This window comes from Methylobacterium litchii (assembly GCF_038442315.1).
GTDB lineage: Bacteria > Pseudomonadota > Alphaproteobacteria > Rhizobiales > Beijerinckiaceae > Methylobacterium > Methylobacterium litchii.
The window spans coordinates 90,550-116,655 of record NZ_JBBXMY010000014.1 but is presented as its reverse complement, the minus strand read 5'-3'; the positions used below and the strand labels follow the sequence as shown (position 1 = coordinate 116,655).

Below are 26,106 nucleotides of genomic sequence, written 5' to 3'. Positions count from 1 at the left end.
GCGGGCAGCGGGCGGGGCGGCTAAGGAGGCAGGATAAGATGCCCGTGACGAACCCGGCCTTGCGATGACGAATCACCTTTTCTCCCTCGTGCGGGACGGCATCCCCAGCCCGGCCAAGACCGTCATCGAGACCCACGAGGGCCGGCACTATTCCTACAGTAACCTGATTACCCGCTCCGGCGCCTACGCCGCTGCGCTTAAGGCGGCGGGCGTCGCCCCGGGGGACCGGGTGGCGGTGCAGGTGGAGAAGAGCGCCGAGGTGATCTTCCTCTACCTCGGCGTGGTGCGGGCCGGGGCGGTGTTCCTGCCGCTCAACACCGCCTACACCCCCGCCGAGATCGGCTATTTCCTCGGTGACGCCGAGCCCGCGCTCTTCGTCTGCGATCCGGGGAAGCGCGAGGGGCTGTCCGAGGCCGCCGCCGGGGTGCGGCAGGTCTGGACCCTCGACGCCGCCGGCACCGGCAGCGCCGCCGAGGCGGCCGACGCGCAGGACGGCGCGGCCTTCACGGACTTGCCGCGCGGGCCCGAGGATCTGGCCGCGATCCTCTACACCTCGGGCACGACGGGGCGCTCCAAGGGCGCGATGCTCTCCCACGACAACCTCGCCTCGAACGCGAGGGTGATGGTCGAGACGTGGCGCTTCACCGCCGACGACGTGCTGATCCACGCCCTGCCGGTGTTCCACACCCACGGCCTGTTCGTGGCGACGAACACCGTGCTCGCGAGCGGCGGCACGATGCTGTTCCTGCCGCGCCTCGACGCGAAGAAGATCCTTGAGCTGATGCCGCGGGCGACGTCGATGATGGGCGTGCCGACCTTCTACACGCGGCTCCTCAAGGAGCCGGGCCTGACCCGCGAGGCGGCCAGGGGCATCCGCCTGTTCACCTCGGGCTCGGCGCCGCTGCTCGCCGAGACGCACCGGGAATGGCAGGCCCGCACCGGCCACGCCATCCTCGAACGCTACGGCATGACCGAGACCAACATGAGCACCTCGAACCCCTATGACGGGGAAAGGGTGGCGGGCACGGTGGGCTTCCCCCTGCCGGGGGTGGACTTGCGGGTGGTCGATCCCGACAGCGGGGTGCCGCTCGGCCCCGACGAGGTCGGAATGATCGAGGTGAAGGGCGCCAACGTGTTCAAGGGCTACTGGCGCATGCCCGAGAAGACCGCCGCCGAGTTCAAGCCGGACGGGTTCTTCATCACCGGCGACCTCGGCAAGGTCGATGCGCGGGGCTACGTCCACATCGTCGGGCGCGGCAAGGACCTGATCATCTCAGGCGGCTTCAACGTCTACCCGAAGGAGGTCGAGACCGAGATCGACGGTCTGCCCGGTGTCGTGGAATCGGCGGTGATCGGACTGCCGCATCCGGATTTCGGCGAGGCGGTGACGGCGGTGGTGGTCGGCGGCGGGGAGGGCGCCCCGGACGAGGCCACCGTGGTGGCCGACCTCGAAGGGCGGCTCGCCAAGTTCAAGTGCCCCAAGCGCGTCCTGTTCGTGGACGAACTGCCGCGCAACACCATGGGCAAGGTGCAGAAGAACGTGCTGCGGGAGCAGTACAAGGGGTTGTTCGGGGGGGCCTGAACCAGGCACGCCGTCTTTGCGAGCGGAGCGAAGCAATCCAGGGATCCGCCCCATTCTGAGGCGGCCCGCTGCCCTGGATTGCTTCGCTGTCGCTCGCAAAGACGGAGACGGTGGCCGATCCGGCCGTCCTTACAGGTTGTGCTGCGTCCGCTCGCCGGCCGGCGGGGTGCGGTCGTCTTCGGCCCCGGTCGCCTTGCGGACCGCTTCGTTGAGATTGTCCGGATCGAGGGCGGTCTGGACGAATTCCCGGCCGCGATGGGTCATCTCGCGGGCGTAGCGCAGGCCCTCCTCGCGGACCTCGTCGGCATACGGGCCGAGGCTGCGGTCCTCCTGGCGGGTGCGCGGCAGGAGAGCCCCGAGCAGCAGCCCGGCGGCGACGCCCACCACGCCGACCAGCAGCGGGTTGTCTTCCACGAAGCGCTCGACCTGGGTGCGGCTGCGGCGCAGGCCGTCGAGACCCTGCACGGTCAGGTCGTCGAGCTGGCGCATGTGGCGGCGGTGGAGGTCGCCCGCCCGGCCGCGGGCCTCGTCGTAGGCCGCCTCGGCCTTGTCCCGCACCCGGTCGGCGGAGCCGCTGAGCCGGTCGTGGATGTCGTCGGCGAGGCCGGCGACCCGCTCCCGCGCCCGGTCGGCCAGATCGGAGGCCTTGTCGCCCAGGTCGGAAGCCTTGCCGCCCAGATCGTGGGCCGTGTCGGCGGCCCGGTCGGCGGCGGCGGTGGCCGCGCCGGGGAGCGGGTCGTGGCGGCCGGCGGGGTTGGGCCGCAGGGTGTGGTCCCCGGCGGCGCCCGGCGCGGCGGCGGGGTTGAACGGCTCGCCCGCGGGGAAGCCCGGCTTGTCGGTCATGCTCGTATCCTCGGCGGTCGTTTTACGGTGTCGGAGAGGTCCCGCAGGGCGGGGCGGTCAGATCTCGGTCTTCTCAAGGGGGTCGTGGACCGGCCGGGCGGCGGGGCCGTCCGGGTCGTAGTCGCGCACGGCGTCCGTGGCGATGCTGTCCACCCGCGCCGCCGAGACCCGCGTGCGGCGGCGCTCGGTCTCCTTGGCCATGCGGCTGAACAGCATCCCGACGCCGGCCGCGATCAGCAGCACGGGAACGGGATTGCGGCGCACCGCGTCGAGCGCCCCGTCGTAGGCGGTGGCGAGCTGAGGCACGCGACGGGCGTTGCCGAGCATTTCATCGACGAGATTGGGCACCGAGAGGCGGCCCTGGATCTGGTCGATCGTCTCGTCGAGACGGGCGCGGCTTTCCTCGATCTCGCGTTCGAGGTCGTTCATCGAACTCATGACGGCATTCTCATCCTGAGACGCGTTCCGACAGGGCCTGGGCGTCCTGTCGAACCTGACGGGTGGTGCGGGTGGGCGCCAGGGTCGAGAGCGAGAGCACGCTCCGCGCCCACAGGGCCATGCCCGCCGCGAGGACGAACAGCGTGCCGCCGACGATGAGCGCCGCGAGCCATTCCGAGCCGACGATGGTGGCGAGCCACTTCACGAAGGCGTCGATGAGCACCAGCAGCGCCACCACGGCGAAGACCGCCGCGCCGATCATGCAGGCGAGGCCCGCGATGAGCTGGCGGACGTTGCCCGCCATCTCCGCCCGGAACAGGGCGATCTCCTTGCGCGCGAGATCGTTGGTCTCGCGCAGGGCGTCGCCGATCAGGCTCTGGATCGAGCTGGCGCCCGGGCGGGGGTCGGATCCTTGGCTCATGGTCAGGCCCGGAATTCGTCGCGGAGGTCGTCGTCCGGCGGAGCGTTCGAGGACTTGATGAAGCGGGCGGCCAGCAGGCCCACCATGAAGGTGCCCACCGCCACGGCGACCGGCGCCCGGCGGGCCAGGGACTCGGCCTCGCCGTAGAAGTCGCTCAGGCTGCGCCGCTCGATCGAGGTGCCGAGCTGTTCCAGCCCGTCGGCCGCGCTGTCGAAGAAGGCGCGCACATGCGGCTTGTCGGACATGTCCTTGCCGGAGCCGCGCAGGGAGCGCGCGAGGTCCTGCACCGATTGGGCCGCCTCACCCTTGCGGCGCTCGACGTAATCCTGAGCCTGGAGGCGAGCCGCGTCGAGGAGGCCGCGCCCCTGCTCGGCGGCGACGCCGGCAAGGTTCTCCACATCGCCCTGCAGGCCGCGCCACTCGGCCTTGGCGCGGGCACCCTCGGTCCCGTCCGGCCCGGAGGCGGACGCCTGGCCGGCGGCGCCGTGCGGCACGTCGTGCGGGAATTCGGGTTCGGCCATCGCGCTCAGACTCCTTTTGTCGCGGTGTCCCGCGACGGCTGTGTAACCGGCTGCGCCTAGGACAGTTCCTCGATTCGCCCCGAAACCCGCAAGGCTCAGCTTGCGTTCACGCGGGGGATGGCATCAGCCGGGCGTCACCCTCGCGAACCCGGCCCTGCTTGACCCGGGCCCGGCTTCGCGCTTGGGTTGATCGCGTTAAGGATCGTGTCTCATTCAGGCGCGTTCTACACACGGTATCTGTGCGTCGGCGCGGGGTTTTCGCGCCAAGAACGGGAGCCCACCCGCGTGGCACGCCTTGTGATCGTATCGAACCGCGTGGCCGTCCCGGAAGAGGGCGGCAAGGCCGTCGCGGCCGGCGGTCTGGCGGTGGCGGTCAAGGAAGCGTTCTCGGCCTATGAGGGCCTGTGGTTCGGCTGGAGCGGGCGCATCACCGAGGAGCCCTCCGAGGAGCCGACGCTCATCGACCGGGGCCGGGTGCAATATGCGGTGGTGGACCTCTCCCCCCGCGACCACGCGGAATATTACGCCGGCTTCGCGAACCGCGCCCTTTGGCCGATCATGCATTACCGGCTGGGGCTCGGCGCCTTCTCGCGCTCGGACTATTCCGGTTACAGCCGGGTGAACCGCACCTTCGCGCGGGCGCTGGCCAAGCTGGTGGAGCCCGAGGACATCATCTGGGTCCACGATTACCACCTGCTGCCCTTGGCGGCAGAGCTGCGCGGCCTCGGCCTCGACAACCCGATCGGCTATTTCCACCACATCCCGTGGCCGGCGGCGGATGTGTTCAACTCCCTGCCCGCGAGCGGCGAGTTGCTGCGCGCCATCGTCGATTACGACCTGATCGGCCTGCAGACCGACCCGGACGTGCAGAACCTGCAGCGCAACCTCATCGACACGCTGCGGGCCATTCCGCTCGGCGGCGGCTCGCTGATGGTCGACGGGCGCCGCACCCGGCTCAAGAGCTTCCCCATCGGCATCGACGTGGCGGGCTTCCAGGAGGCCGCCGACAAGGCCGGCTCCAACAAGGTTGTCCGCGAGACCATGGCGGGCCTGCGCACCCGCAAGCTGCTGATCGGCGTCGACCGGCTGGACTATTCCAAGGGCGTGCCCGAGCGGATGGAGGCGGTGGAGAGCTTCTTCGCCTCGAACCCCGACCAGCGCGGCAACGTCACCTACATCCAGATCACCCCGAAATCCCGCAGCGAGGTGCCGGAATACGAGCAGCTGGCCCGTGACGTGAACGAGAAGGTCGGCGAGATCAACGGCTCGCTCGGCGACCCGGCCTGGACGCCGATCCAGTACATCACCAAGGCCTATCCCCGGCCGGTGCTGGCGGGCCTCTACCGGGCGGCCCGCGTCGGCCTCGTCACGCCGATGCGCGACGGCATGAACCTCGTCGCGAAGGAATACGTCGTCGCCCAGAGCGAGGACGATCCCGGCGTGCTGGTCCTCTCGAAATTCGCGGGCGCGGCACGGCAATTGCCGGAGGCCCTGCTGGTGAACCCCTACGACCGGTTCGAGGTCGCGGAGGCGATCCGCATGGCGCTCTACATGCCCAAGGCCGAGCGCGTGGCGCGCTGGCGCCCCATGGCCGACCGCATGGCCCGCGAGGACGTGGATTGGTGGGCGCGCAACTTCCTCGTCGAGTTGGAAGCTTTCCGCACCACCGAGCGCGAGCCGCCGACCACCGCCGCCGCCGCGGAATAACCCCGATCCTGTCCGGACCACGCCCATGATCGCCGTCGATGACGGGGTGCCGGCACCGCTCGGCGCGCATTTCGACGGGCGCGGGGTGAACTTCGCCCTGTTCTCCGAACACGCGACGGCGGTCGACCTCTGCCTGTTCGAGCCGGGGGAGCGCCACGAGACCCGCACCGTGCGGCTCCCCTGCCGCACCGACGACGTGTGGCACGGCTACCTGCGCGGCCTCCTGCCGGGGCAGCTCTACGGCTACCGGGTGCACGGGCCGTGGGACCCTGCCAACGGCCATCGCTTCAACGCCTCGAAGCTCGTCCTCGACCCCTATGCGCGGGAGATCCGGGGCCGCATCCGCTGGCACGACGCCCTCTACAGCCACCGCCGGAGCGGGACCCGCGCCGACCGGATCGACCGCCGCGACAGCGCCGTCTACATGCCGCGCGGCGTCGTCACCGCCCCCGACGTGCCCGACCTCGCCCTCACCCCCGTGCGCCGGCCGCTCTCGGAGACGGTCATCTACGAGGCGCACGTCAAGGCGCTGACCCGCACCCATCCGGCGATCCCCGAGCAGGAGCGCGGCACCTACGCCGCCATGGCCCACCCGGCGATCATCGAGCACCTCGTCAAGCTCGGGGTCACGGCCCTGGAATTGCTGCCGATCCAGGTCTTCGCCGACGACCGGTTCCTCGTGGACAAGGACCTCGTGAACTTCTGGGGCTACCAGCCCTACGGCTATTTCGCCCCGGACCCGCGCTACCTCGGGGAGGGCGGCGTCGGCAGCCTCAAGGCCGCGATCCGCGAACTGAACGCCGCCGGCATCGAGACCTGGCTCGACGTGGTCTACAACCACACCGCCGAGGGCGGCCTGACCGGGCCGACCCTGAGCTTCCGCGGCATCGACAACGCCACTTACTACAAGGCCGAACCGGGCGACCCGTCCCGCGACCTCGACTGCACCGGCTGCGGCAACACCCTCGACGTGAGCCATCCGCGCGTGATGCAGATGGTGCTCGATTCCCTGCGCCACTGGGTGAGCGCCTACGGCATCGCCGGCTTCCGCTTCGATCTCGCCTCCAGCCTCGGGCGCTCCCCCGTGGACTTCACCCCCCGCGCCGCCTTCTTCCAGGCGGTGGCGCAGGACCCCGTCCTGGCGCGGGTGAAGATGGTGGCCGAGCCCTGGGACATCGGCATGGGCGGCTACCAGCTCGGCGGCTATCCGCGCGGCTGGAGCGAGTGGAACGACCGCTTCCGCGACGCCGCGCGGGGATTCTGGCGGGGGGATTCGGGCACGCTCGCCAAGCTCACGCAGGGGTTGACCGGCTCGCGGGAGACCTTCGCCGCCTCCGGCCGCTCGCCGCTCGCCAGCATCAACTTCATCGCGAGCCACGACGGCTTCACCCTGGCCGACGTCGTCTCCTACGAGGAGAAGCACAACCACGCCAACGGCGAGGACAACCGCGACGGCCACGGCCACAACGTCAGCCGCAATTACGGGATCGAGGGCGACACCGACGATTCCCGCATCCTCGCCCTGCGCGCCCGCCAGAAGCGCAACATGCTCGCCACGATCTTTCTCGCGCAGGGCGTGCCGATGCTGCTGATGGGCGACGAGCGCTCGCGCTCGCAGGGCGGCAACAACAACGCCTACGCCCAGGACAACCCGACGAGCTGGATGGACTGGACGTCCGACCCCGACCCGGACCTGACCGCCTTCGTCGCCCATTGCCTGAGCGTCCGGCGGGCCCAGCCGGCCCTGCGGCGGCGGGCCTTCTTCACGGGCGAACTCATCGACCCCGACGAGCCCCTGCGCGATGTGCACTGGCTCTCCCCCGAGGGCGTCGAGATGGAGGGCCGCCACTGGGGCGACGACGGCTTGCGGGTCTTCGGCATGCAGATCGGCAACGACCGGGTCGAGGCCGACCGGCTGCTGATCCTGTTCAACGGCGGGGAGGGGGAGGTGGCCTTCCGCTTCGCCCCCATCGTCGGCGGCCCCTGGACGCCGGCCCTCGACACGGCCCGCCCGACGGGCGAGCCCCCGGCCGACGCCCCCGCCTACCCGGCGTCCGGCGCCGTGCCCCTGCCGGGCCGCTCGCTCCTCGTGCTGACCGCGTCGGGCGCGCCGTGAGGCGGGTTCCGCCCGCGATGACGGCGGCCCTGATCTGCACCACCCGGCATCCTCGACGCGACTTGGCGCGCTAGGTGCGTTGCATGGGAACCGGATCGGAGCCGGGGCCTTCTCCCCTCACCAGGGTGCGGCCCCGCTTCGCGGCGGATCCGGCGCGAGCGAAAAAGGATGGCGGCCTAAGATGCGGCATGCCCACAGCATGGATTTCGGGGCCGAGATCGTCGAGGGCGGCGTACGCTTCGCCCTCTGGGCGCCGACCGCCCGGAGTGTCACCGTCGTCGTGGACGGCACCGAGCACCCGTTGCCGGAATCCGGCGGCGGCTGGCGGCGCACCGCTCTGCCGGGGATCAAGCCCGGCGCCCGCTACGGCTTCCGCATCGACGGCGACCTCGTCGCACCCGATCCCGCCTCGCGCTTCCAGCCGGAGGACGTGTCCGGCCTGTCCGAGGTGATCGACGCCAGGGCCTTCGAATGGACCGACGACGCGTGGCAGGGTCGCCCCTTCGAGGAGGCGGTGATCTATGAGTGCCATGTCGGCGCGGCGACGCCGGAGGGTACCTATGCCGGCCTCGAAAAGCGCCTGCCCGACCTGAAGGCGCTCGGCGTCACCGCCATTGAGTTGCTGCCGCTCGCCGACTTCAAGGGAAGCCGCAACTGGGGTTACGACGGGGTGCTGCCCTACGCGCCGGATGGCGCCTACGGGCGGCCCGACGACCTCAAGCGCCTGATCGACACGGCCCACGGCCTCGGGCTGATGGTCTATCTCGATGCCGTCTACAACCACTTCGGCCCGGCCGGGAATTACCTCCACGCCTACGCCAAGACCTTCTTCACCGAGCGCCACCAGACCCCCTGGGGCGCCGGCATCAACTTCGACGGCAAGGACAGCGGCGCCACCGTGCGCCAGTTCTTCATCCAGAACACCCTGTACTGGCTGGAGGAATACCGCTTCGACGGCCTGCGCTTCGACGCCGTCCACGCCATCCTCGACGATTCCGCCAAGCACTTCCTCGGCGAACTCGGCGAGACCGTCCGGCAGCGGTTCCCGGGCAGGCACATCCACCTGATGCTGGAGAACGAGAAGAACGAGGCCCGCTGGCTCGAACGCGACGCGGGCGGACGGCCCCGGATGCACGACGCCCAATGGGCGGACGACCTGCACCATTGCTGGCACGTCCTCCTGACCGGCGAGGATGCCGGCTATTATGAAAGCTTTGCCGACAAACCCGTCGCGCGCCTCGCCCGCTGCCTGTCCGAGGGCTTTGCCTACCAGGGCGAGCCCTTCCCGACCCTCGACAACCATCCGCGCGGCGAGCCCTCCGGCCACCTGCCGCCGTCCGCCTTCGTCACATTCCTGCAGAACCACGATCAGGTCGGCAACCGGGCGCTCGGCGAGCGCCTGAACCACCTCGCCGACCCGGACAAGCTGGCGCTGGCCCGCGCCGGCTTCCTGCTGGCGCCGCAGATCCCGATGCTGTGGATGGGCGAGGAATGGTCGGCCTCGACGCCGTTCCTGTTCTTCGTCGATTTCGCGCCGGACGAGGACCTGAACAAGGCGGTGCGCGAAGGGCGCCGCAAGGAGTTCAAGAGCTTCGCCGCCTTCGCGGACGACACGTCCAAGATCCCCGACCCGACCGAGGAGGAGACCTTCCTGGCCTCGAAGCTCGATTGGTCGGAGCGGGAGCGCTCGCCCCACCGGGAGGTGCTTGCCGACACGACGCACCTGCTCGCCCTGCGCCGCGACGTGGTGGTGCCGCTGGCGAAGTCCGGCATCGAGACTGCGCAGGCGCACCTGCCCCGGCCGGATGTGGTCGATTGCACCTGGACGTTCGCGGCGGGCACGCTCCGCTTCGTGGCGAATTTCGGCGACGAGCCCTTTACGGTCGAACCGGGCGGGGGCCGCTCCGTCTGGACGAACGCACCCGACGGGCGCGGCGCATCCCTACCCCCCTGGACCGGCGTGGTCCTGACGGAGTCCCGTTCGTGAGCCGCCTCAAGGAAGACCTCGCCGATCTCGTCGGCGTTGCAGCCGGCTACACGGATGCCTTCGGCAAGCCCGTCGAGACCTCCCTCGATGTCCGCGTCGGCCTGCTCGCCGCGCTGGGCTTCCCCGTCGCGGACGAGACCGAGTTGCGGGAGGGGCTGGACGCCGTCCGCAGCCTGCGGTGCAACCTCGTGCCGCCGCTCCTGCCGGTGGAGGCGCGCCGCGCCACCCGCATCCCGCTCCGCCTGCCCGGCGGGGCGAGCACCCTGGTCTGGCGCCTCGTGGACGAGCGCGGAGCCGCCCGCGAGGGCCGCGCCGCCATCACCCCGTCGGACCCGGCTTTCGACCTGCCGCCGCTGACCCCCGGCTATCACCGCTTGACGGTGGCCGTGGGCGAGGCCCGCGCGGAGTCCTTCGTCATCTCGGCGCCGCAGCGCTGCTGGCGTCCCCGCGCCTACGCGGAGGAGGGGGCCTCCGATTGGGGCCTCGCGGCGCAGCTCTACGGTCTGCGCTCCCCCGGCAACATCGGCATCGGCACCTATGCCGACGCGGGCGAGGCGGCCCGCGAGGCGGCGCTCCGCGGCGCGGCGTTCCTGGGGCTCAGCCCCGTCCACGCCCTGTTCGGCTCCGACCGCACCAAGATCTCGCCTTACTCGCCCTCCTCGCGGCTGTTCCTCGAAACCCTGTTCATCGCGCCCCGCGCCCTGCCGGGGCTCCAGGGCTCGCGGGCGGAGCAGATCCTGGCCGAGTCCGCCCCCGCCGTGGCGGCGTTGCGCGAGGCCGCGCTGGTGGACCATGCCGGCGTCGCCGCCGTGCTCGATCCGGTGCTGCGGGCGCTCTGGGCGGACTCCCCGGCTCGGGCCGGCACCGACGAAGCCTTCGACCGCTTCCGGCGGGAGGGCGGGGAAGACCTCGTCTCCCACGCGCTGTTCGAGGCCCTGTCCGCCCACTTCAAGGGGCGCGGCGCCTATTGGCTCGGCGACTGGCCGGAGGATTTCCGCCGCGCCGGCACCGACTCCGTGCGTGCCTTCGCCGCCGACCATGCGGAGGAGGTCAGCTACTTCGCGTGGCTGCAATACCTCGCCGACACCCAGCTCGCCGCCGCCTCGCAATCGGCGCAGGATGCGGGGATGCGGCTCGGCCTCTACCGCGACCTCGCGGTCGGCGCCGACCGGGGCGGATCGGAGATCTGGTCCCATCCCGAGCGCTTCGCCGACAAGGTCTCGATCGGCGCGCCGCCGGACCTGCTGGCGCCCAAGGGCCAGAACTGGGGCCTGCCCGCCTTCGACCCGCTGGAGATGGAGCGCGACGGGCTCGCCGCCTTCCGCGCCCTGGTCCAGGCGAACATGCGCCATGCCGGCGCGATCCGCATCGACCACGCCTTCCAGCTCGCCCGGCTGTTCCTGATCCCGCTCGGCGAGGGGGCCCATGCCGGTGCCTACGTCGCCATGCCCTTCGAGCCGATGCTCGCGGTGCTGCGGCTGGAGAGCCACCGCAACAAGTGCCTCGTCATCGCCGAAGACCTCGGCACCGCGCCGGAGGGTTTTTCCGATGCGCTGATGAAGGCCGGCGTCCTCAGCTACCGCATCCTCGCCTTCGAGCGCGAGAGCGACGGCCGGTTCAAGGCGCCCGGCGCCTACCCGCGCGACGCGCTGACCGCCATCACCACCCACGACCTGCCGACCTTCGTCGGCTGGTGGCGCGGCGTCGACACGGACACCCGCCAGTCGCTAGGCCTCTACGATCAGGACCGAGCCGAGGCCGAGCGCGGCGAGCGGGTGGTGGAGCGCCGCCGCCTCGCGGAGGCCCTGGCCGGGGAGCAATTGCTGCCCGAGTCCGAGCCGCCGGAGGCCGCGCCCTTCGAGGGCGCCGCCCGCTACCTCGCCCGCGCCCCCTCGGTGCTGACGGCCGTGCAATACGAGGACGTGGTCTCCGAACTCGCCCAGGCCAACGTGCCGGGCTCGACGGAGGGCTATCCGAACTGGCGGCGCAAGCTCGACCGCGACCTCTCCGAGATCGCCGCGCCGGGCGGGCCGCTAGCCAAGCTCGCCGCCGCCCTCTCGGCCGAGGATCGCGGCGCGCGCAGCGCCTCGCGGCTGGCCGACGCCCCGCCGCGGGCGACCTACCGGCTGCAATTCCACAAGGACTTCACCTTCGCGGATGCCGAACGGATCGTCCCCTATCTCGCCAAGCTCGGGATCAGCCACGTCTATGCCTCGCCCCTGCAGAAGGCGCGGCCCGGCTCGACCCACGGCTACGACATCGTCGATCACGGCCGGATCAACCCGGAACTCGGTGGCGAGGAGGATTTCGCGCGCCTCGCCGACGCCCTCCACGCCAACGGGCTGAAGCTCCTCCTCGACATCGTGCCCAACCACATGGGCGTCGGCGGGTCCGACAACCCGTGGTGGCTCTCGGTGCTGGAATGGGGGGCGCTGTCCCCCTTCGCGCACGCCTTCGATATCGATTGGCAGCGCCTCGGCGCCGGCCGCAACCTCGTGATCCCGTTCCTCGGCGAGCGCTACGGCGAGGCGCTGGAGAACGGCCTGCTGGAACTGAAGTTCGATCCCGAAAAGGGCGCCTTCAGCGTCTGGCACTTCGAGCACCAGCTTCCGATCCGGCCCTTCAGCTACCCGACGATCCTCAGCCGGGTGCTCGCGGCCATTGGCGCCGTCGATGACGACACGACGGCGGAACTGCTCGCCATCTCCGAGCGCCTGCGGGCCATGTCGCTCGACACCGACGAGACCCGCCGCCGGGGCTTCCCGGAGGAGGCCGAGGACCTGAAGCGCCGGCTCGCGGCCGTCTACGCCACCTCGCCCTCGATCCAGCAGGCGACGGAGCGGACGCTGGCGCTCCTCAACGGCTTCAAGGGCCGGCCCGACAGCTTCGGCACCCTGCACCGGCTGCTCGAATCCCAGGCCTACCGCCTCGCCCATTGGCGGGTGGCGTCGAGCGACATCAACTACCGCCGCTTCTTCGACGTGAACTCGCTCGCTGGCCTCAGGGTGGAGATGTCGGACATCTTCCACCGCTCGCACGAGGTGGTCTTCCGCCACATCCGCGAGGGACGGATCGACGGGTTGCGCATCGACCACATCGACGGTCTCGCCGACCCGGCGGGCTATGCCCGCGCGCTCCAGGCGGCGGTGGGCCCCGGCTTCTACGTGGTGGTGGAGAAGATCCTCGAACCCGGCGAGCGCCTGCGGCCCTGGCCGGTCGCCGGCACCACCGGTTACGACGTGCTGAACCAACTGGACGGCGTGCTCGTCGACAAGGGCAAGCAGACCAAGGTCCGCCGCCTCTACGAGTGGGCGACCGGCATGGATGAGCCCTACGGCGTGCAGCTGCGCGCCGCCAAGGCCGAGATCCTGGAGATCAGCTTCGCCAGCGAGCTCGAGGTGCTGACGAGCGACCTCAAGGAGGTGGCCGACGGCGACCGGCGCACCCGCGACTTCACCGTCAACGCGCTGCGCCGGGCGCTGATCGAGATCATCGCGCGCTTCCCGACCTACCGCAGCTACCTGCCAGCCGACTTGGAGGAGGGCGAGGTGGAGCCGGAGGACGTGCGGCTCATCGAGGGCGCGGTGGCCAAGGCCAAGCGCTGGTCGAGCCTGCCCGACCGCTCGGTCCACGACTTCGCCCGGGACGTGCTCCTCGGCCGGATCGAGACGACGGGCCCCGGACGGCCCGACCCGCACGTGGTGCTGCGCTTCCGCCGCCGGTTCCAGCAATTGACCGGCCCGGTCATGGCCAAGAGCCTGGAGGACACGCTGTTCTACCGCTACGCGGCGCTGCTCGGCCTCAACGAGGTCGGCGGCGATCCGGGCGAGTACGGCATCGACGTGGAGCATTTCCACGACCTGCAGGCCGCCCGCGCCCGCGACTGGCCGAACGCCATGATCGCGACCGCGACCCACGACACCAAGCGTGGCGAGGACGCCCGCTCGCGCCTCCTCGCCCTCTCCGAGATGCCCGAGGGCTGGGCCGGCGCCTGGGACCTCTGGCAGAAGACCACCGGCCCGCATCTCTCGCGGATCGACGGCGAGCCCGCGCCGGACGCCAACGACCAGTGGATGTTCTTCCAAGCCATCCTCGGGGCGTGGCCCCTCGAACTCATGGAGGGCGAGGACCGGCCGGCGGTCGAGTCGTTCCGCGAACGCCTCAGCGCCTATGCCGAGAAAGCGATGCGCGAGGGCAAGCGCCGGTCGAGCTGGGTCAACGTAGACGAGACCTACGAGGGCACCGTCCGCAAGCTGTTCGAGGCGATCATCGCGCCGGGCTCGGACTTCCTGCGGGAATTACGCCCCTTCGCGCAGCACCTCGCCCATCTCGGGATGCTCGCGGGCCTCGGCCGCACCGTGCTGAAGACGACCCTGCCGGGCCTGCCCGACACCTACCAGGGCACGGAGATCTGGGACTTCTCCTTCGTCGATCCCGACAACCGCCGCCCGGTCGATTACGCCGCCCTGACGCGGATGATCGACGGAGAGGGAGAGGTGGCGCCGCTCCTGTCGCACTGGCCGGACGGCCGGGTGAAGCAGGCGACGCTCCACCGGATGCTGGCCGAGCGCGCCGCCCGGCCGGAGTTCTTCGCCCGCGCCGGCTACGAGGCGGTGGACGCGACGGGCGAGCGGGCGGCGCATGTGCTCGCCTTCCGCCGCACCGATCTCGATCCGGCCGGGGAGGGCGACCTCGTCGTCGCCGTGCCGCGCCTGTTCTCCGGGCTCGTCGGGGATTCCGTGTGGTCCGGCGAGGCCTTCGCCGGCACGACCCTGGCGCTGGGAGCGGGGACGCGCTGGCGCGACGTCGTCACCGGGCAGGCGATCGACGGGGAGGGGGCCGACGCCGGCACCCTCTTCCGGGACCTGCCCTACGCCGTGCTGCGGCGGGTGGGGTGAGGCGACCCGAGACCGTCACAGGTCTCGGGCTAGGGCAGGGCACGCGTGAGGCCGGCACGGCCGGCCACCTCACGCGTTAGCGAGCAGCAGAAGAGGCATCCGCATGAACGCACCGACCAAGGCCGCCGCGCCCGCACAGGCGACGGGAACCCCCGGCACGCTGCCGGCCTCCCTGGCGCCCCGGGCCGAGGGGCCGCGGATCTACAACCTGTTCCCGCTGCTCGTGGGACGGGTCTCGGCCTGGACCGCCGAGCTGCCGCGCATCGCCGATCTCGGCTTCGACTGGATCTACCTGAACCCGTTCCACCAGACCGGCGGCTCGAAGAGCCTCTACGCCGTGGCCGACACGGACAGCCTCGACGAGCGCCTGCGCGACCCGGACGGCACCCCCGACGACGAGCAGATCCGCCGGTTCTGCGCCGCCGCCCGCGCGGCCGGCATTTCGGTGATGACCGACCTCGTCATCAACCACACCGCCGACAACGCCCGCCTCGTGCAGGAGCGGCCCGACCTGTTCATGCGCGAGCCCGACGGCTCGATCATGCACCCGGCGGCGGTGGATCCCGACGACCCGTCGATCCGCACCGTCTGGGGCGATCTCGCCGAACTCGACTATCACAGCCCCGCCGCCCGGCAGGCGCTGACGGAGATCTTCGCCGGCTACGTCGCGCGGATGCAGGATCTCGGCGTCGGCGGCTTCCGCTGCGATGCCGCCTACAAGGTCCCGCCTGAGGTGTGGCGCGTGCTGATCGCCGCCGCCAAGGACAAGGATCCCGCCTGCCTGTTCGCCGCCGAGACCCTGGGCTGCACCTTCGAGGAGGCGCGGGCCACGGCGGGCGCCGGCTTCGACTACCTGTTCAATTCCTTCGCGTGGTGGGACCTCAAGAAGCCCTGGGCGCTGGAGCAGTACGAGCGCCTGCGGGTGCTCGCCCCCTCCATTGCCTTCCCGGAGAACCACGACATGCCCCGCCTCGCCGCCGGGATCGGTGGGGGCAAGGAAGCGGTCGCCGCGCAGTTGCGGACCCGCTACGCGCTCGCCGCCTTCTTCTCGGCCGGCGTGCTGATGCCGATCGGGTACGAATGGGGCTACCGCCGGTCGCTCCATGTGGTCGACAGCCACCCGGGCGACCGGGAGCACGACACTGGCATCGACATCTCGGATGCGATCCGCGCCATCAACGCCCTCAAGGCCGAGTTGCCCGCCGCCAATGTCGAGGGGGCGCAGATGCGTCTCTCGGCGCCGGATGCGGGCTTCGTCGCCCTCGTCCGCTACGACACCGGCCACCACGCCTCGGCGGGCCACGCGGTGCTGGTGCTCTACAACCCGACCGAGGCCCCGGTGCCGGTGGAGGCCGGGCCGCTCATCGCCCGCACGGGCGGGATGCTCGGCCCCTTCGTGGACCGCACGCCGGGCGTCGAGCCCATCGCCTTCCACGGCGGCAGCCATGTCGACCTCGCGCCGGGCGAACTGCGCATCCTCGCCGCGAGCCGCGCCAGCGTCGCCCGCCAGCCCACCCGGGGGGAGCCCCAGGGCGAGGGGCGCGTCGTCATCGAGGCGGTGACGCCGGAACTCGACGGGGGCCGCTCGGCGGTGAAGCGCATCGTCGGCGAGGACCTGCGCGTCGAGGCCGACATCTTCTCCGACGGCCACGAGATCATCGCCGCCGCGATCCTGTCGCGGGTCGTCGGCACGACGGAGTGGCGCGAGGACCCGATGGTCTTCGTGGACAACGACCGCTGGGCGGGCCGCTTCCCCCTGGAGCGCAACGCCCGCTACGAGTTCACCATCGACGCGTGGCGCGATCCCTTCGCCTCGTGGATGCGCGACACGATCAAGAAGCGCGACGCGGGCGTCGACGTGCGCCTGGAGACCATCGAGGGCGTGACCCTCGTGGAGAACGCCGCCTCGCTCGCCACCGGCCGGGACAAGGATCGCTTGGCGGCCCTGGTCGCGGCGCTCGGCGCCGAGCCAAGCGGGTCCGCCGCCCAGCTGGAAAAGATCCTCCAGCCGGATTCCGTCGCCCTGGTGCGGCCCCATGCCGAGCGGGTGAACCGCTCGCGCTACCCGGTGGCGATCCCGGTGATCGCCGACCGCCTCGCGGCCCGATTCTCGGCCTGGTACGAGATCTTCCCCCGCTCGCAATCGATGGACGTGAACCGCCACGGCACGTTCGACGACGTGATCGCGCGCCTGCCGGAGATCCGCGAACTCGGCTTCGACGTGCTGTATTTCACGCCGATCCACCCGGTCGGGCGCACCAACCGCAAGGGCAAGAACAACACCCTGAAGGCGCTGCCCGGCGATGTTGGCTCGGTCTACGCGGTCGGCGCGGAGGAGGGCGGCCACGAGGCCGTCCACCCGGACCTCGGCACCCTCGAAGACTTCGAGCGGCTGGTGGCGGCGAGCCACGCCTACGGCATGGAGATTGCCCTCGATTTCGCGATCCAATGCTCGCCCGACCATCCCTGGATCAAGAACCACCCGGAATGGTTCGAGTGGCGCCCGGACGGGACGCTGAAATTCGCCGAGAATCCGCCGAAGAAATACGAGGACATCTCGAACGTCCATTTCTACGGCGGGGCCCTGCCCTCCCTCTGGATCGAGTTGCGCGACATCCTGCTCGGCTGGTGCCAGCGCGGGGTGCGCATCTTCCGCGTCGACAACCCGCACACCAAGCCGATTCCGTTCTGGGAATGGGTGATCGGCGAGGTGAACGGACAATTCCCGGACGCGATCTTCCTCGCGGAGGCCTTCACCCGGCCGAAGATGATGAAGAAGCTCGCCAAGGCCGGCTACCAGCAGAGCTACACCTACTTCACGTGGCGCAACACCAAGGCCGAGCTGATCGAGTACAGCACGGAACTGGCCGGCGAGATGGGCGAGTACTATCGTCCGAATTTCTTCGCGAATACGCCCGATATCAATCCCTACTACCTCCAGACCAGCGGGCGCGCGGGCTTCGTGGTGCGAGCGACGCTCGCCGCGACGCTCTCCTCCGTCTACGGGATCTATAACGGTTTCGAGCTGTGCGAGGCCGCGCCCTATCCCGGCAAGGAAGAATATCTGAACTCGGAGAAGTACGAGCTGAAGGCCTGGGATTACGATCGGCCGGGCAACATCCGGGAGCACATCGTCAAGCTCAACCGGATCCGGCGCGACAACCCCGCCCTCTGGGACTTCCGCAACGTCGTGTTCACGCCGGCCTGGAACGAGAACATCGTCGCCTACGCCAAGACGACGCCGGAGGGCGACAATTGCGTGTTCGTGATGGTCAACCTCGATCCCAAGAACCGCCAGGAATGCAGCTACGAGGTGCCCCTCTGGCTCTTCGGCCTGCCCGACGACGGGGCGGTCGAGGTCGAAGACCTGCTGCAGGGCTACACGTTCTCGCTCCGGGGCAAGGGGCACCGCATCGCCCTCGATCCGGCGGAACGCTCCTGCGTGATCTGGCGTCTCACCCCACCACGCCGGGTTGCGGGCTGAGGCTGCCCGTGGCACCTGCGGCTTTCTACGAAGGCCGCCCGGCCGCCGGCCAACTCCTGGCCGGCTCCTTCGACTTCATCGATGAGGCAGCGACGCGATGATCGATCGCAGCGATCCGCAATGGTACCGGGACGCCATCATCTACCAGATCCACGTCAAGTCGTTCTTCGACTCGAACAATGACGGGATCGGCGATTTCGAGGGGCTGACCCAGCGCCTCGACTACGTCCGAGACCTCGGCGTCACGGCGATCTGGCTGATGCCGTTCTACCCCTCGCCGCTCCGCGACGACGGCTACGACATCGCCGATTACGAGGGCATCAACCCGTCCTACGGGACGATGGAGCAGTTCCGTGCCTTCGTGGAGGCCGCCCACGAGCGCGGCCTGCGCGTGATCACCGAATTGGTCATCAACCACACCTCGGACCAGCACCCCTGGTTCCAGGCCGCCCGCGAGGCGCCGGCCGGTTCGCCGGAGCGGGACTTCTACGTCTGGTCGGACACCGACGAGCCGTACAAGGACACGCGGATCATCTTCCTCGACACCGAGGCCTCGAACTGGACCTGGGACCCGGTCGCCAAGCAGTATTTCTGGCACCGCTTCTACAGCCACCAGCCCGACCTGAACTTCGACAACCCGAAGGTGCTCGAAGCGGTCATCGCGACGATGCGCTACTGGCTCGACATGGGTGTCGACGGCCTGCGCCTCGACGCGATCCCCTACCTGATCGAGCGCGACGGCACGAACTGCGAGAACCTCAAGGAGACCCACGACGTCATCAAGGCGATCCGGGCCGCCCTCGACGAGAGCTACCCCGACCGGATGCTGCTGGCCGAGGCCAACCAGTGGCCGGAGGAGACCGCGCAGTATTTCGGCGACGGCGACGAATGCCACATGGCGTTCCACTTCCCGCTGATGCCGCGCATGTACATGGCGATCGCCCGCGAGGACCGGCACCCGATCACCGACATCATGCGCCAGACCCCGGAGATCCCGGAAGGGTGCCAGTGGGCGATCTTCCTGCGCAACCACGACGAGCTGACCCTCGAAATGGTGACCGCCGAGGAGCGTGACTACCTCTGGTCGTTCTACGCCGCCGAGCGCCGCGCGCGGATCAACCTCGGCATCCGCCGCCGCCTCGCGCCGCTGCTCGAGAACGACCGGCGCAAGATCGAACTCATGAAGTCCCTCGTCCTGTCGATGCCCGGCACGCCGGTGCTCTACTACGGCGACGAGATCGGCATGGGCGACAACATCTATCTCGGCGACCGCGACGGCGTGCGCACGCCGATGCAGTGGACGCCCGACCGCAACGGCGGTTTCTCGCGTGCCAACCCGCAGCGGCTGTTCCTGCCGGCGATCCAGGACCCGATCTACGGCTTCGACGCGATCAACGTCGAGGCGCAGACCCAGGCGCAGACCAGCCTCCTGAACTGGACGCGGCGGATGATCGCCATCCGCAACAACAGCGTCGCCCTGGGGCGGGGCTCGATCCAGTTCCTCTACCCCTCGAACCGCAAGGTGCTCGCCTGGATCCGCGAGCACGAGGGCGAGCGCATCCTGTGCGTGGCGAACCTGTCGCGGGCGCCGCAGGCGGTGCAACTCGACCTCTCCGAATTTCGCACGGCGGTGCCGATCGAGCTGACCGGCGGCACCGAGTTCCCGCCCATCGGCGAGTTGCCCTACCTCCTCACCCTGCCGGCCTACGGCTTCTACTGGTTCTCCCTGTCGGCCGCCCAATCGGGCGTGGTCGGCCCGCAGCAGGAGCCGCCGGAGCTGTTCACGATGGTCCTCACCGGGGGCATCGAGAGCCTGATGGCGGGACGCGAGCGCGTCGCCTTCGAGCGCACCGTGGTGCCGCCCTTCCTGATGAGCCGCCGCTGGTTCGGGGCCAAGGGCTCGCGGATCAAGGGCGTGAAGGTGGTCGATTGCGCGGCCTTCGGCCCCCGCGAGGGCGGCGAGCCGCGCTACCTGCTGCCGCGCCTGGCCGTCTCGCTCTCCAACGGCGAGACCCACGAGTACTTCGTGCCGGTGGGCGTCGATGAGGGCCGCGAGGACGCGGACCTGATGGAATTCGCCGTGGCGCGGGTGCGGCGCGGGCCGCGCACCGGCCTGCTCTTCGGGGCGGCGGGCTCCAACGATTTCGCCGCCTGCCTCATCGAGGACATGCGCCAGCACCGGGAGATCCCGACCGAGCGCGGCAAGCTCGTCTTCGCCACCACCTCGGCCTTCGATCCGGGCGTGAGCGTGGACGTCGCTGACATCCGCCGCCTCAAGGCCGAGCAGAGCAACACCTCGATCGCGGTGGGCTCGAAGCTGATGCTCAAGCTCCTGCGCCGGCTCCAGCCGGGCACCCATCCCGAGATCGAGGTCGGGCGCTTCCTCACCGAGGTGGCGGGCTTCCCCCACACCCCGGCGCTGCTGGGCACGCTGGAGCACGTCGCCGAGGACGGCACCCGCACCGCGCTCGCCGTGCTGCAGAAGTTCGTCCTCAACCAGGGCGACGCGTGGACCCTGATGCTGGAGGGCCTGCGCCGGGACTTCGAGACCGTGGTGCTCGCCCCCGAGAGCGAGGCCCTGAGCCCGCAGGAGGCGTTCCGCGACCACATGCGCTGGGCCGACCTGCTGGGCCAGCGCACGGCGCAGATGCACGCCGCCTTCGCCATGGAGACCGACGACCCGGCCTTCGCGGCGGAAGCCTTCGAGGAGGACGACCTCGCGATCCTCGCCAGGGACGCCCGCCATCAGGCCGAGCGTGCCTTCCGGGGTCTGAAGGGCCTCGCGGAGCGCGGCCTCGATGCCGGCAAGGACGCCTGCGCCGACCTCCTCGGCCGCCGGGCCGAGGTCGAGGCGCTGATCGAGCGCCTGACCCATGGCCCGCTGCGCGGGGCGCACAAGATCCGCATCCACGGCGATTACCACCTCGGTCAGGTGCTGGTCGCCGAGAACGATCTCATCATCGTCGACTTCGAGGGCGAGCCCTCGCGGCCGGCGGACGAGCGGCGGGCGAAGTCCATGCCGCTGCGCGACGTCGCCGGGATGATGCGCTCCTTCGCCTACGGCGCCGAGACGGTGATCCGCGAGATCGCGAGCCGCTTCGCGGATTCGCAGGAGCGCGCCCGCGCGGCGGCCACGGCGTGGCGTGGCATGATCGATGCGGCGTTCCTCGACGGCTACCAGGGGGCCGTGGACGGCACCCGGGCCGCCGTGACCGACGAGCCCACCCGTGACCGCCTCCTGCGGCTCTGCCTTCTCACGAAGGCGCTGTACGAGGTCGATTACGAGGCCAACAACCGCCCGGACTGGATCGAAATTCCCGCACGTGGGGTTCTGTCCATTCTGGACGAGGACGGAGAGCGTACCGAATGACGGTGACCGACGAGACCTTCGCGCTACGGGCCGGAGAGGGAGCTTCCGGCTCGCCCGCTGGCTCCGAGCGTGCCGCGTCCCCGACGATCCCGACCGTCCACGCGGATGCGATCGCCGCGATCATGGGCGCCAGCCACGGCGATCCCTTCTCCGTGCTCGGGCCGCACAAGGTCGGCCCGAACCATTGGGAAGTCCGCGCCGTGCTGCCGGAGGCCCGCGCCGCGAGCCTGATCGTCGGCGAGCGCACCGTGCCCTTCGAGAAGCGCCACAATGACGGTTTCTTCGTCGCCCGCGTCGAGGGCGAGGGGCGGCCCCTCTACGAGATCGAGATCGAGGCCTGGGACGGAAGGACGAGCCGCCGCTTCGACCCCTACGGGTTCGGCTCGTCCATCGAGCAATACGACGTCGCCGGCCTGCGCGAGGTCGGCACCAATCTCGTCTACCGCATCCTCGGCGCCCAGGCCGGTCGCCTCGATGGGATCGACGGGTTCCGCTTCGCCGTCTGGGCGCCGAACGCCAAGAAGGTCAGCGTCGTCGGCGACTTCAACGAGTGGGACGGCCGCCGCCACCCGATGCGCCTCTGGCAGGATGGCGGGGTGTGGGAGCTGTTCGTCCCCGGCCTCCAGCCCGGCGGGCGCTACAAGTTCGAGATCCGGGGGCCGGACGGTGCCCTGGTGCCGCTCAAGGCCGATCCGGTCGCCTTCGCCGCCGAGCATCCGCCGGCCACCGGCTCGATCCTGCACGGCCTCGGGGCCTTCGACTGGCGGGACGACGGCTGGATGGGCAGCCGCGGCGCCAAGGATCCGCGCCACGCCGCGATCTCGATCTACGAGGTCCATCTCGGCTCGTGGATGCGGGTGCCGGAGGAGGGCAACCGCTACCTCACCTACAAGGAACTGGGCGAGCGCCTCATCCCCTACGTCAAGGAGATGGGCTTCACCCATATCGAGATGCTGCCGATCACCGAGTTCCCGTTCGACGGGTCCTGGGGCTACCAGCCGGTGTCGCTGTTCGCGCCGACCAGCCGCTTCGGCACGCCGGACGAGTTCTCGGCCTTCGTGGATGCCGCCCACGAGGCCGGCATCGGCGTGATGCTCGATTGGGTGCCCGGTCACTTCCCCCTGGACGCCCACGGGCTCGGCCAGTTCGACGGCACGCATCTCTACGAGCACGCCGACCCGCGCCAGGGCTTCCACCAGGATTGGGGCACCTACATCTACAATTTCGGGCGGACCGAGGTCGCGACCTTCCTCACCGCCAACGCCCGGTTCTGGCTGGAGCATTACCACCTCGACGGCCTGCGCGTGGATGCCGTCGCCTCGATGCTCTACCTCGACTACTCGCGCCGCCAGGGCGAGTGGATCCCGAACCGCTACGGCGGCAACGAGAACCTCGAGGCCATCGACTTCCTGCGCAAGACCAACGAAGCCACCTACAGCCACGCCCCCGGCACGATCACGGTGGCCGAGGAATCGACCTCCTGGCCGGGCGTCTCGCACCCGACCTACACGGGCGGCCTCGGCTTCGGCTTCAAGTGGAACATGGGCTGGATGCACGACACCCTGCATTACATGCAGGAAGACCCGATCCATCGCCGCTACCACCACCACAACCTGACTTTCGGGCTGCTCTACGCCTTCTCCGAGAACTTCATCCTGCCCCTGTCCCACGACGAGGTGGTGCACGGGAAGGGCTCGCTCCTGTCCCGGATGCCGGGCGACCGCTGGCAGAAGTTCGCGAACCTGCGCGCCTATTTCGGCTTCATGTGGGGGCATCCCGGCAAGAAGCTGCTCTTCATGGGCGGCGAGTTCGGCCAGGAGCGGGAGTGGAACCACGATGCCAGCCTGGACTGGCATCTGCTCGACGACCCCCTGCACAAGGGCGTCAAGGACGTGGTGCGCGACCTCAACCACCTCTACGCCGCGACGCCGGCCCTCCACAGCCGCGACTCGGAGCAGGCCGGCTTCCAGTGGCTCGTGGCGGACGACCAGGACAACAGCGTCATCGCCTGGGCGCGCAAGGGTGCGGGCGGCGAGATCGCCATCGTGGTCTCGAACTTCACGCCGATCCCGCGCGAGGGCTACCGCGTCGGCGTGCCGGCGGGGGGCCATTACCGCGAGGCGTTCAACTCGGACGCCGCGCAGTATGGCGGCTCGAACATGGGCAACGGCGGCGGCCGCGCGGCGGAGGCGCAAGCCAGCCACGGCCAGCAGCACTCGCTCAGCCTGACGATCCCGCCGCTTGCGACGGTGATCCTCGTGAGAGAGGGGTGAACCTCGGTCAGCGCCCGGTCGTGGTCACACGCCGGGCCCTGATCAAGGTCTGCATGTGCGCCAGCACATCGCGGAAGAAGGCCCTCGTCAGCGTCCCGTAGACGAAGGTCGCCGGATCGCGGCCGGGAACCTCGCGCAGATCGGGACCGGGCCACTGGAACGTGTTGACGTCGGTCAGCACGACCCATTGGCGTTCGCCGTCGAGGCCGAGCCGCGTGCGGAGTTCGGGTGGAACCTCGATCCCAATGGATGGTGCTTCCGGCTCGCGGTGGGTGATCGGGACGACCACGCACTGCCCCTCCTCGGCACGTTTGGCGATCACCAGAGCCGCCGGCCGGTCCTTGCTGCCCTCCGTACGGCCGAGCTTGGCCTCGTGCGACCAGAGGTAGGCGTAGCGGATGACCGTGCCTGCGCCGGGTAAGTCCTGCCGGACCATGGTCGGGACGCCCGGCTAGTCCTTCAGCTCCTCGGGAACGGTGGCATCGAGGATCGCCTGGGCGACATCCTCCGGCAGGTCATCCAAGGTGTAGACCTGCCGGTCGCGCTCGCGCAGCCGGACAAATTCGTCGTAGGCGATCAGCACGGTCTTCGGCCGGCCATGCTTGCTGACGACGATCGGCTTGCGGATGGCCTCGTCCTGGAAGAAGCCGTTGCGCTTGGCGAAATCCGTCGCGTCGGTGTCGAGGGTCGCGAACAGGTTCATGGCGGAGGGCCCGGCCGCGCCGTCCGGCGCGTGTTATCCGTAATTTACGGATTTGGCCGGACGGAACAAGGGCCTTAGACCGTGCTCCACCGCAGGGCGACGCTGTTGCCGATCGCCCTGGCGTAGAGGTCCGCGTAGTTGTCGGCCGCGCGGTCCCAGCCGAAGCGGGTCGCCATGGCCCGGCGGCGCATGGTGTTGAGGCGCTTCTTCTGGCCGAAGACGTCGAGCGCCCGGCGCACCGCGCCGGTCAGCCCGCTGGGCGAGGGGTCCGAGAAGGAGAAGCCCGTGGCGCCGTCCTCGACCGTGTCGGCGAGGCCGCCGGTCTGCCGCACGATCGGCAGGGAGCCGTAGCGCTGGGCGTACATCTGCGCGAGGCCGCAGGGCTCGAAGCGCGAGGGCATCAGCAGGAAGTCGCTGCCCGCGAAGATCCGCCGGGCCTGCCCCTCGTCGAAGCCGACATGCACGCCGACCTGCTCGGGATGCCGCTTGGTGAGGCCGCGGAGCGCTCCCTCGAACCGGCCCTCGCCCTGGCCGATCACCACGAGCTGGCCGCCCTCGGCGACGATGGTCTGGGCCGCCTCCAGGCTGAGGTCGATGCCCTTCTGGTGCACCAGCCGCGAGACGATGGCGAAGAGCGGCCCGCGCGAGACCGCCATGCCGAAATCCTTTCGGACCACATCGGCGTTGGCGCGCTTGCCCTTCCAGTCGTCCGCCTCGAAGGGCAGGGCGAGGTGCGGGTCGGTACGCGGGTCCCAGGATTCGTCGATGCCGTTCAGGATGCCCGCGAGGCGCCCCTGGCCGGCGCGCACCCGCAGCAGGCCGTCGAGGCCGCAGCCCATCTCCGGCGTCTGGATCTCGCGGGCGTAGGTCTCGCTCACCGTCGTGACCTGCGAGGCGTAGTAGAGCCCCGCCTTCAGGAACGAGAGCTGCCCGTAGAACTCGCAGCCATCCATCTGGAAGGCCGAATCCGGCACGCCGATCCGGTGCATCCCGTCGCGGGGGAAGAGGCCCTGGTAGGCGAGGTTGTGCACGGTCAGCACGCTCGGCAGCCGCACGCCACGCCAAGCGAGATAGGCCGGGGCCAGGGCGGCCTGCCAATCGTGCAGGTGCAGGAGGTCCGCCGCCCAGCCGGCATCGACACCCAGCGCGAGGTCCGCCGCCGCGAGGCTGAGGCGGGCGAAGCGCACGTCGTTGTCCGCGAAGTCGCCCGAGGCGTCGCCGTAGGGCGTGCCCGGACGCTCGTAGAGCTCCGGCGCGATCAGCACGTAGACGCGCAGGCCGTCGGCCGTCTCGGCGAGGCCGAGGTCGCAGGGGGGGATGCCGGCGAGACCTTCGAGGCGGGCCACCACCGGCATGTCCGGGAAGGCCGCGCGCACCTGCGGGTAGCCGGGCATCAGGACGCGGACGTCGTAATGCGCCCGCAACGCCCGGGGCAGGGCGGCCGAGACCTCGCCGAGGCCGCCGGTCTTCACGAAATCGGCCATTTCCGGGGTGGCGTAGAGGATGCGCCGGCCCATCGGAATCGCAGAGGGCAGGGGCTTGTACGTGCACATATCGGACTTCCGCGCGGTCAGTCCGGAGCGGTGCACGTGAAGCATGGGCGGTCTTCCAGCCCGGGAGAGATGCCCCGGATGCGCAAAGACCGGGTCAAACGGAACTGCCGCGATCTCAACCACGCCTAACGCTCCCTGTGCGCGACGGTTCCGCTGCGACGCACAAACGAGGCCACTTTTTCGGTTAAGGGCGCGTTATTGATGGTTGCA

At 70.2% G+C, this 26,106-nt stretch carries 15 protein-coding genes; 8 read left to right on the top strand and 7 right to left on the bottom strand.

Translation table 11 applies throughout. The features are described from left to right. Positions 1 to 64 precede the first annotated feature (64 nt). Positions 65 to 1,582: a malonate--CoA ligase gene (locus AAHF99_RS21395; protein ID WP_342166483.1), complete on the top strand. Its 1,518-nt coding sequence runs from the start codon at positions 65 to 67 to the stop codon at positions 1,580 to 1,582. 129 nt (positions 1,583 to 1,711) lie between these two features. Here AAHF99_RS21395 and AAHF99_RS21390 read toward each other — a convergent pair whose 3' ends face one another. The 4 genes from AAHF99_RS21390 to AAHF99_RS21375 are packed head-to-tail and all read right to left on the bottom strand — an operon-like array spanning position 1,712 to position 3,805. Beyond that, entirely contained in the window at positions 1,712 to 2,425 is a 714-nt protein-coding gene (locus tag AAHF99_RS21390; RefSeq protein ID WP_342166482.1) for a hypothetical protein, read from the bottom strand. Between the two features lie 57 nt (positions 2,426 to 2,482). Further along, positions 2,483 to 2,854, bottom strand: coding sequence for a DUF3618 domain-containing protein (locus AAHF99_RS21385; protein ID WP_342166495.1), 372 nt, complete (start codon positions 2,852 to 2,854; stop codon positions 2,483 to 2,485). Between the two features lie 19 nt (positions 2,855 to 2,873). Then, the gene (locus tag AAHF99_RS21380; RefSeq protein ID WP_243954250.1) at positions 2,874 to 3,284 is read right to left on the bottom strand and encodes a phage holin family protein; all 411 of its coding nucleotides are present in this window, start codon (positions 3,282 to 3,284) and stop codon (positions 2,874 to 2,876) included. Positions 3,285 to 3,286: 2 nt separating this feature from the next. Continuing rightward, positions 3,287 to 3,805, bottom strand: a complete 519-nt coding sequence (locus AAHF99_RS21375) for a hypothetical protein (protein ID WP_243954248.1) — start codon at positions 3,803 to 3,805, stop codon at positions 3,287 to 3,289. Positions 3,806 to 4,090: 285 nt separating this feature from the next. On the opposite strand from AAHF99_RS21375, the gene AAHF99_RS21370 reads away from it, so the two are divergent. The 7 genes from AAHF99_RS21370 (at position 4,091) to glgB (ending at position 23,640) form a co-directional block, all read left to right on the top strand. Beyond that, positions 4,091 to 5,512, top strand: coding sequence for an alpha,alpha-trehalose-phosphate synthase (UDP-forming) (locus tag AAHF99_RS21370; RefSeq protein ID WP_342166480.1), 1,422 nt, complete (start codon positions 4,091 to 4,093; stop codon positions 5,510 to 5,512). 25 nt (positions 5,513 to 5,537) lie between these two features. Then, a complete protein-coding gene (gene glgX, locus AAHF99_RS21365) occupies positions 5,538 to 7,628 on the top strand; it encodes a glycogen debranching protein GlgX (RefSeq protein ID WP_342166479.1) in 2,091 nt (696 codons plus the stop codon). Between the two features lie 181 nt (positions 7,629 to 7,809). Next, positions 7,810 to 9,615 (top strand): malto-oligosyltrehalose trehalohydrolase, encoded by a 1,806-nt coding sequence (treZ, locus tag AAHF99_RS21360; RefSeq protein WP_342166478.1) that lies wholly within the window; start codon positions 7,810 to 7,812, stop codon positions 9,613 to 9,615. Next, positions 9,612 to 14,513 carry a malto-oligosyltrehalose synthase gene (locus AAHF99_RS21355; protein ID WP_342166477.1) on the top strand — a complete coding sequence of 1,634 codons (4,902 nt, stop codon included), beginning with the start codon at positions 9,612 to 9,614 and terminating at the stop codon, positions 14,511 to 14,513. Before treZ ends, AAHF99_RS21355 begins: the two co-directional genes overlap by 4 nt. 103 nt (positions 14,514 to 14,616) lie before the next feature. Then, a complete protein-coding gene (locus AAHF99_RS21350; protein ID WP_342166476.1) occupies positions 14,617 to 17,997 on the top strand; it encodes a maltotransferase domain-containing protein in 3,381 nt (1,126 codons plus the stop codon). Between the two features lie 97 nt (positions 17,998 to 18,094). Continuing rightward, positions 18,095 to 21,367 (top strand): maltose alpha-D-glucosyltransferase, encoded by a 3,273-nt coding sequence (gene treS / locus AAHF99_RS21345; RefSeq protein WP_342166475.1) that lies wholly within the window; start codon positions 18,095 to 18,097, stop codon positions 21,365 to 21,367. After that, positions 21,364 to 23,640, top strand: coding sequence for a 1,4-alpha-glucan branching protein GlgB (glgB, locus tag AAHF99_RS21340; protein ID WP_342166474.1), 2,277 nt, complete (start codon positions 21,364 to 21,366; stop codon positions 23,638 to 23,640). Before treS ends, glgB begins: the two co-directional genes overlap by 4 nt. 7 nt (positions 23,641 to 23,647) lie before the next feature. Here glgB and AAHF99_RS21335 read toward each other — a convergent pair whose 3' ends face one another. The 3 genes from AAHF99_RS21335 to glgA all read right to left on the bottom strand — a co-directional run bounded on the left by AAHF99_RS21335 (position 23,648) and on the right by glgA (position 25,896). Beyond that, positions 23,648 to 24,076, bottom strand: coding sequence for a hypothetical protein (locus AAHF99_RS21335; RefSeq protein ID WP_342166473.1), 429 nt, complete (start codon positions 24,074 to 24,076; stop codon positions 23,648 to 23,650). Between the two features lie 15 nt (positions 24,077 to 24,091). Continuing rightward, positions 24,092 to 24,343 (bottom strand): type II toxin-antitoxin system prevent-host-death family antitoxin, encoded by a 252-nt coding sequence (locus AAHF99_RS21330; RefSeq protein ID WP_342166472.1) that lies wholly within the window; start codon positions 24,341 to 24,343, stop codon positions 24,092 to 24,094. Positions 24,344 to 24,417: 74 nt separating this feature from the next. Continuing rightward, complete coding sequence (gene glgA, locus AAHF99_RS21325; protein ID WP_342166471.1) at positions 24,418 to 25,896, bottom strand: glycogen synthase GlgA; 1,479 nt, start codon at positions 25,894 to 25,896, stop codon at positions 24,418 to 24,420. Between the last annotated feature and the right edge of the window lie 210 nt (positions 25,897 to 26,106).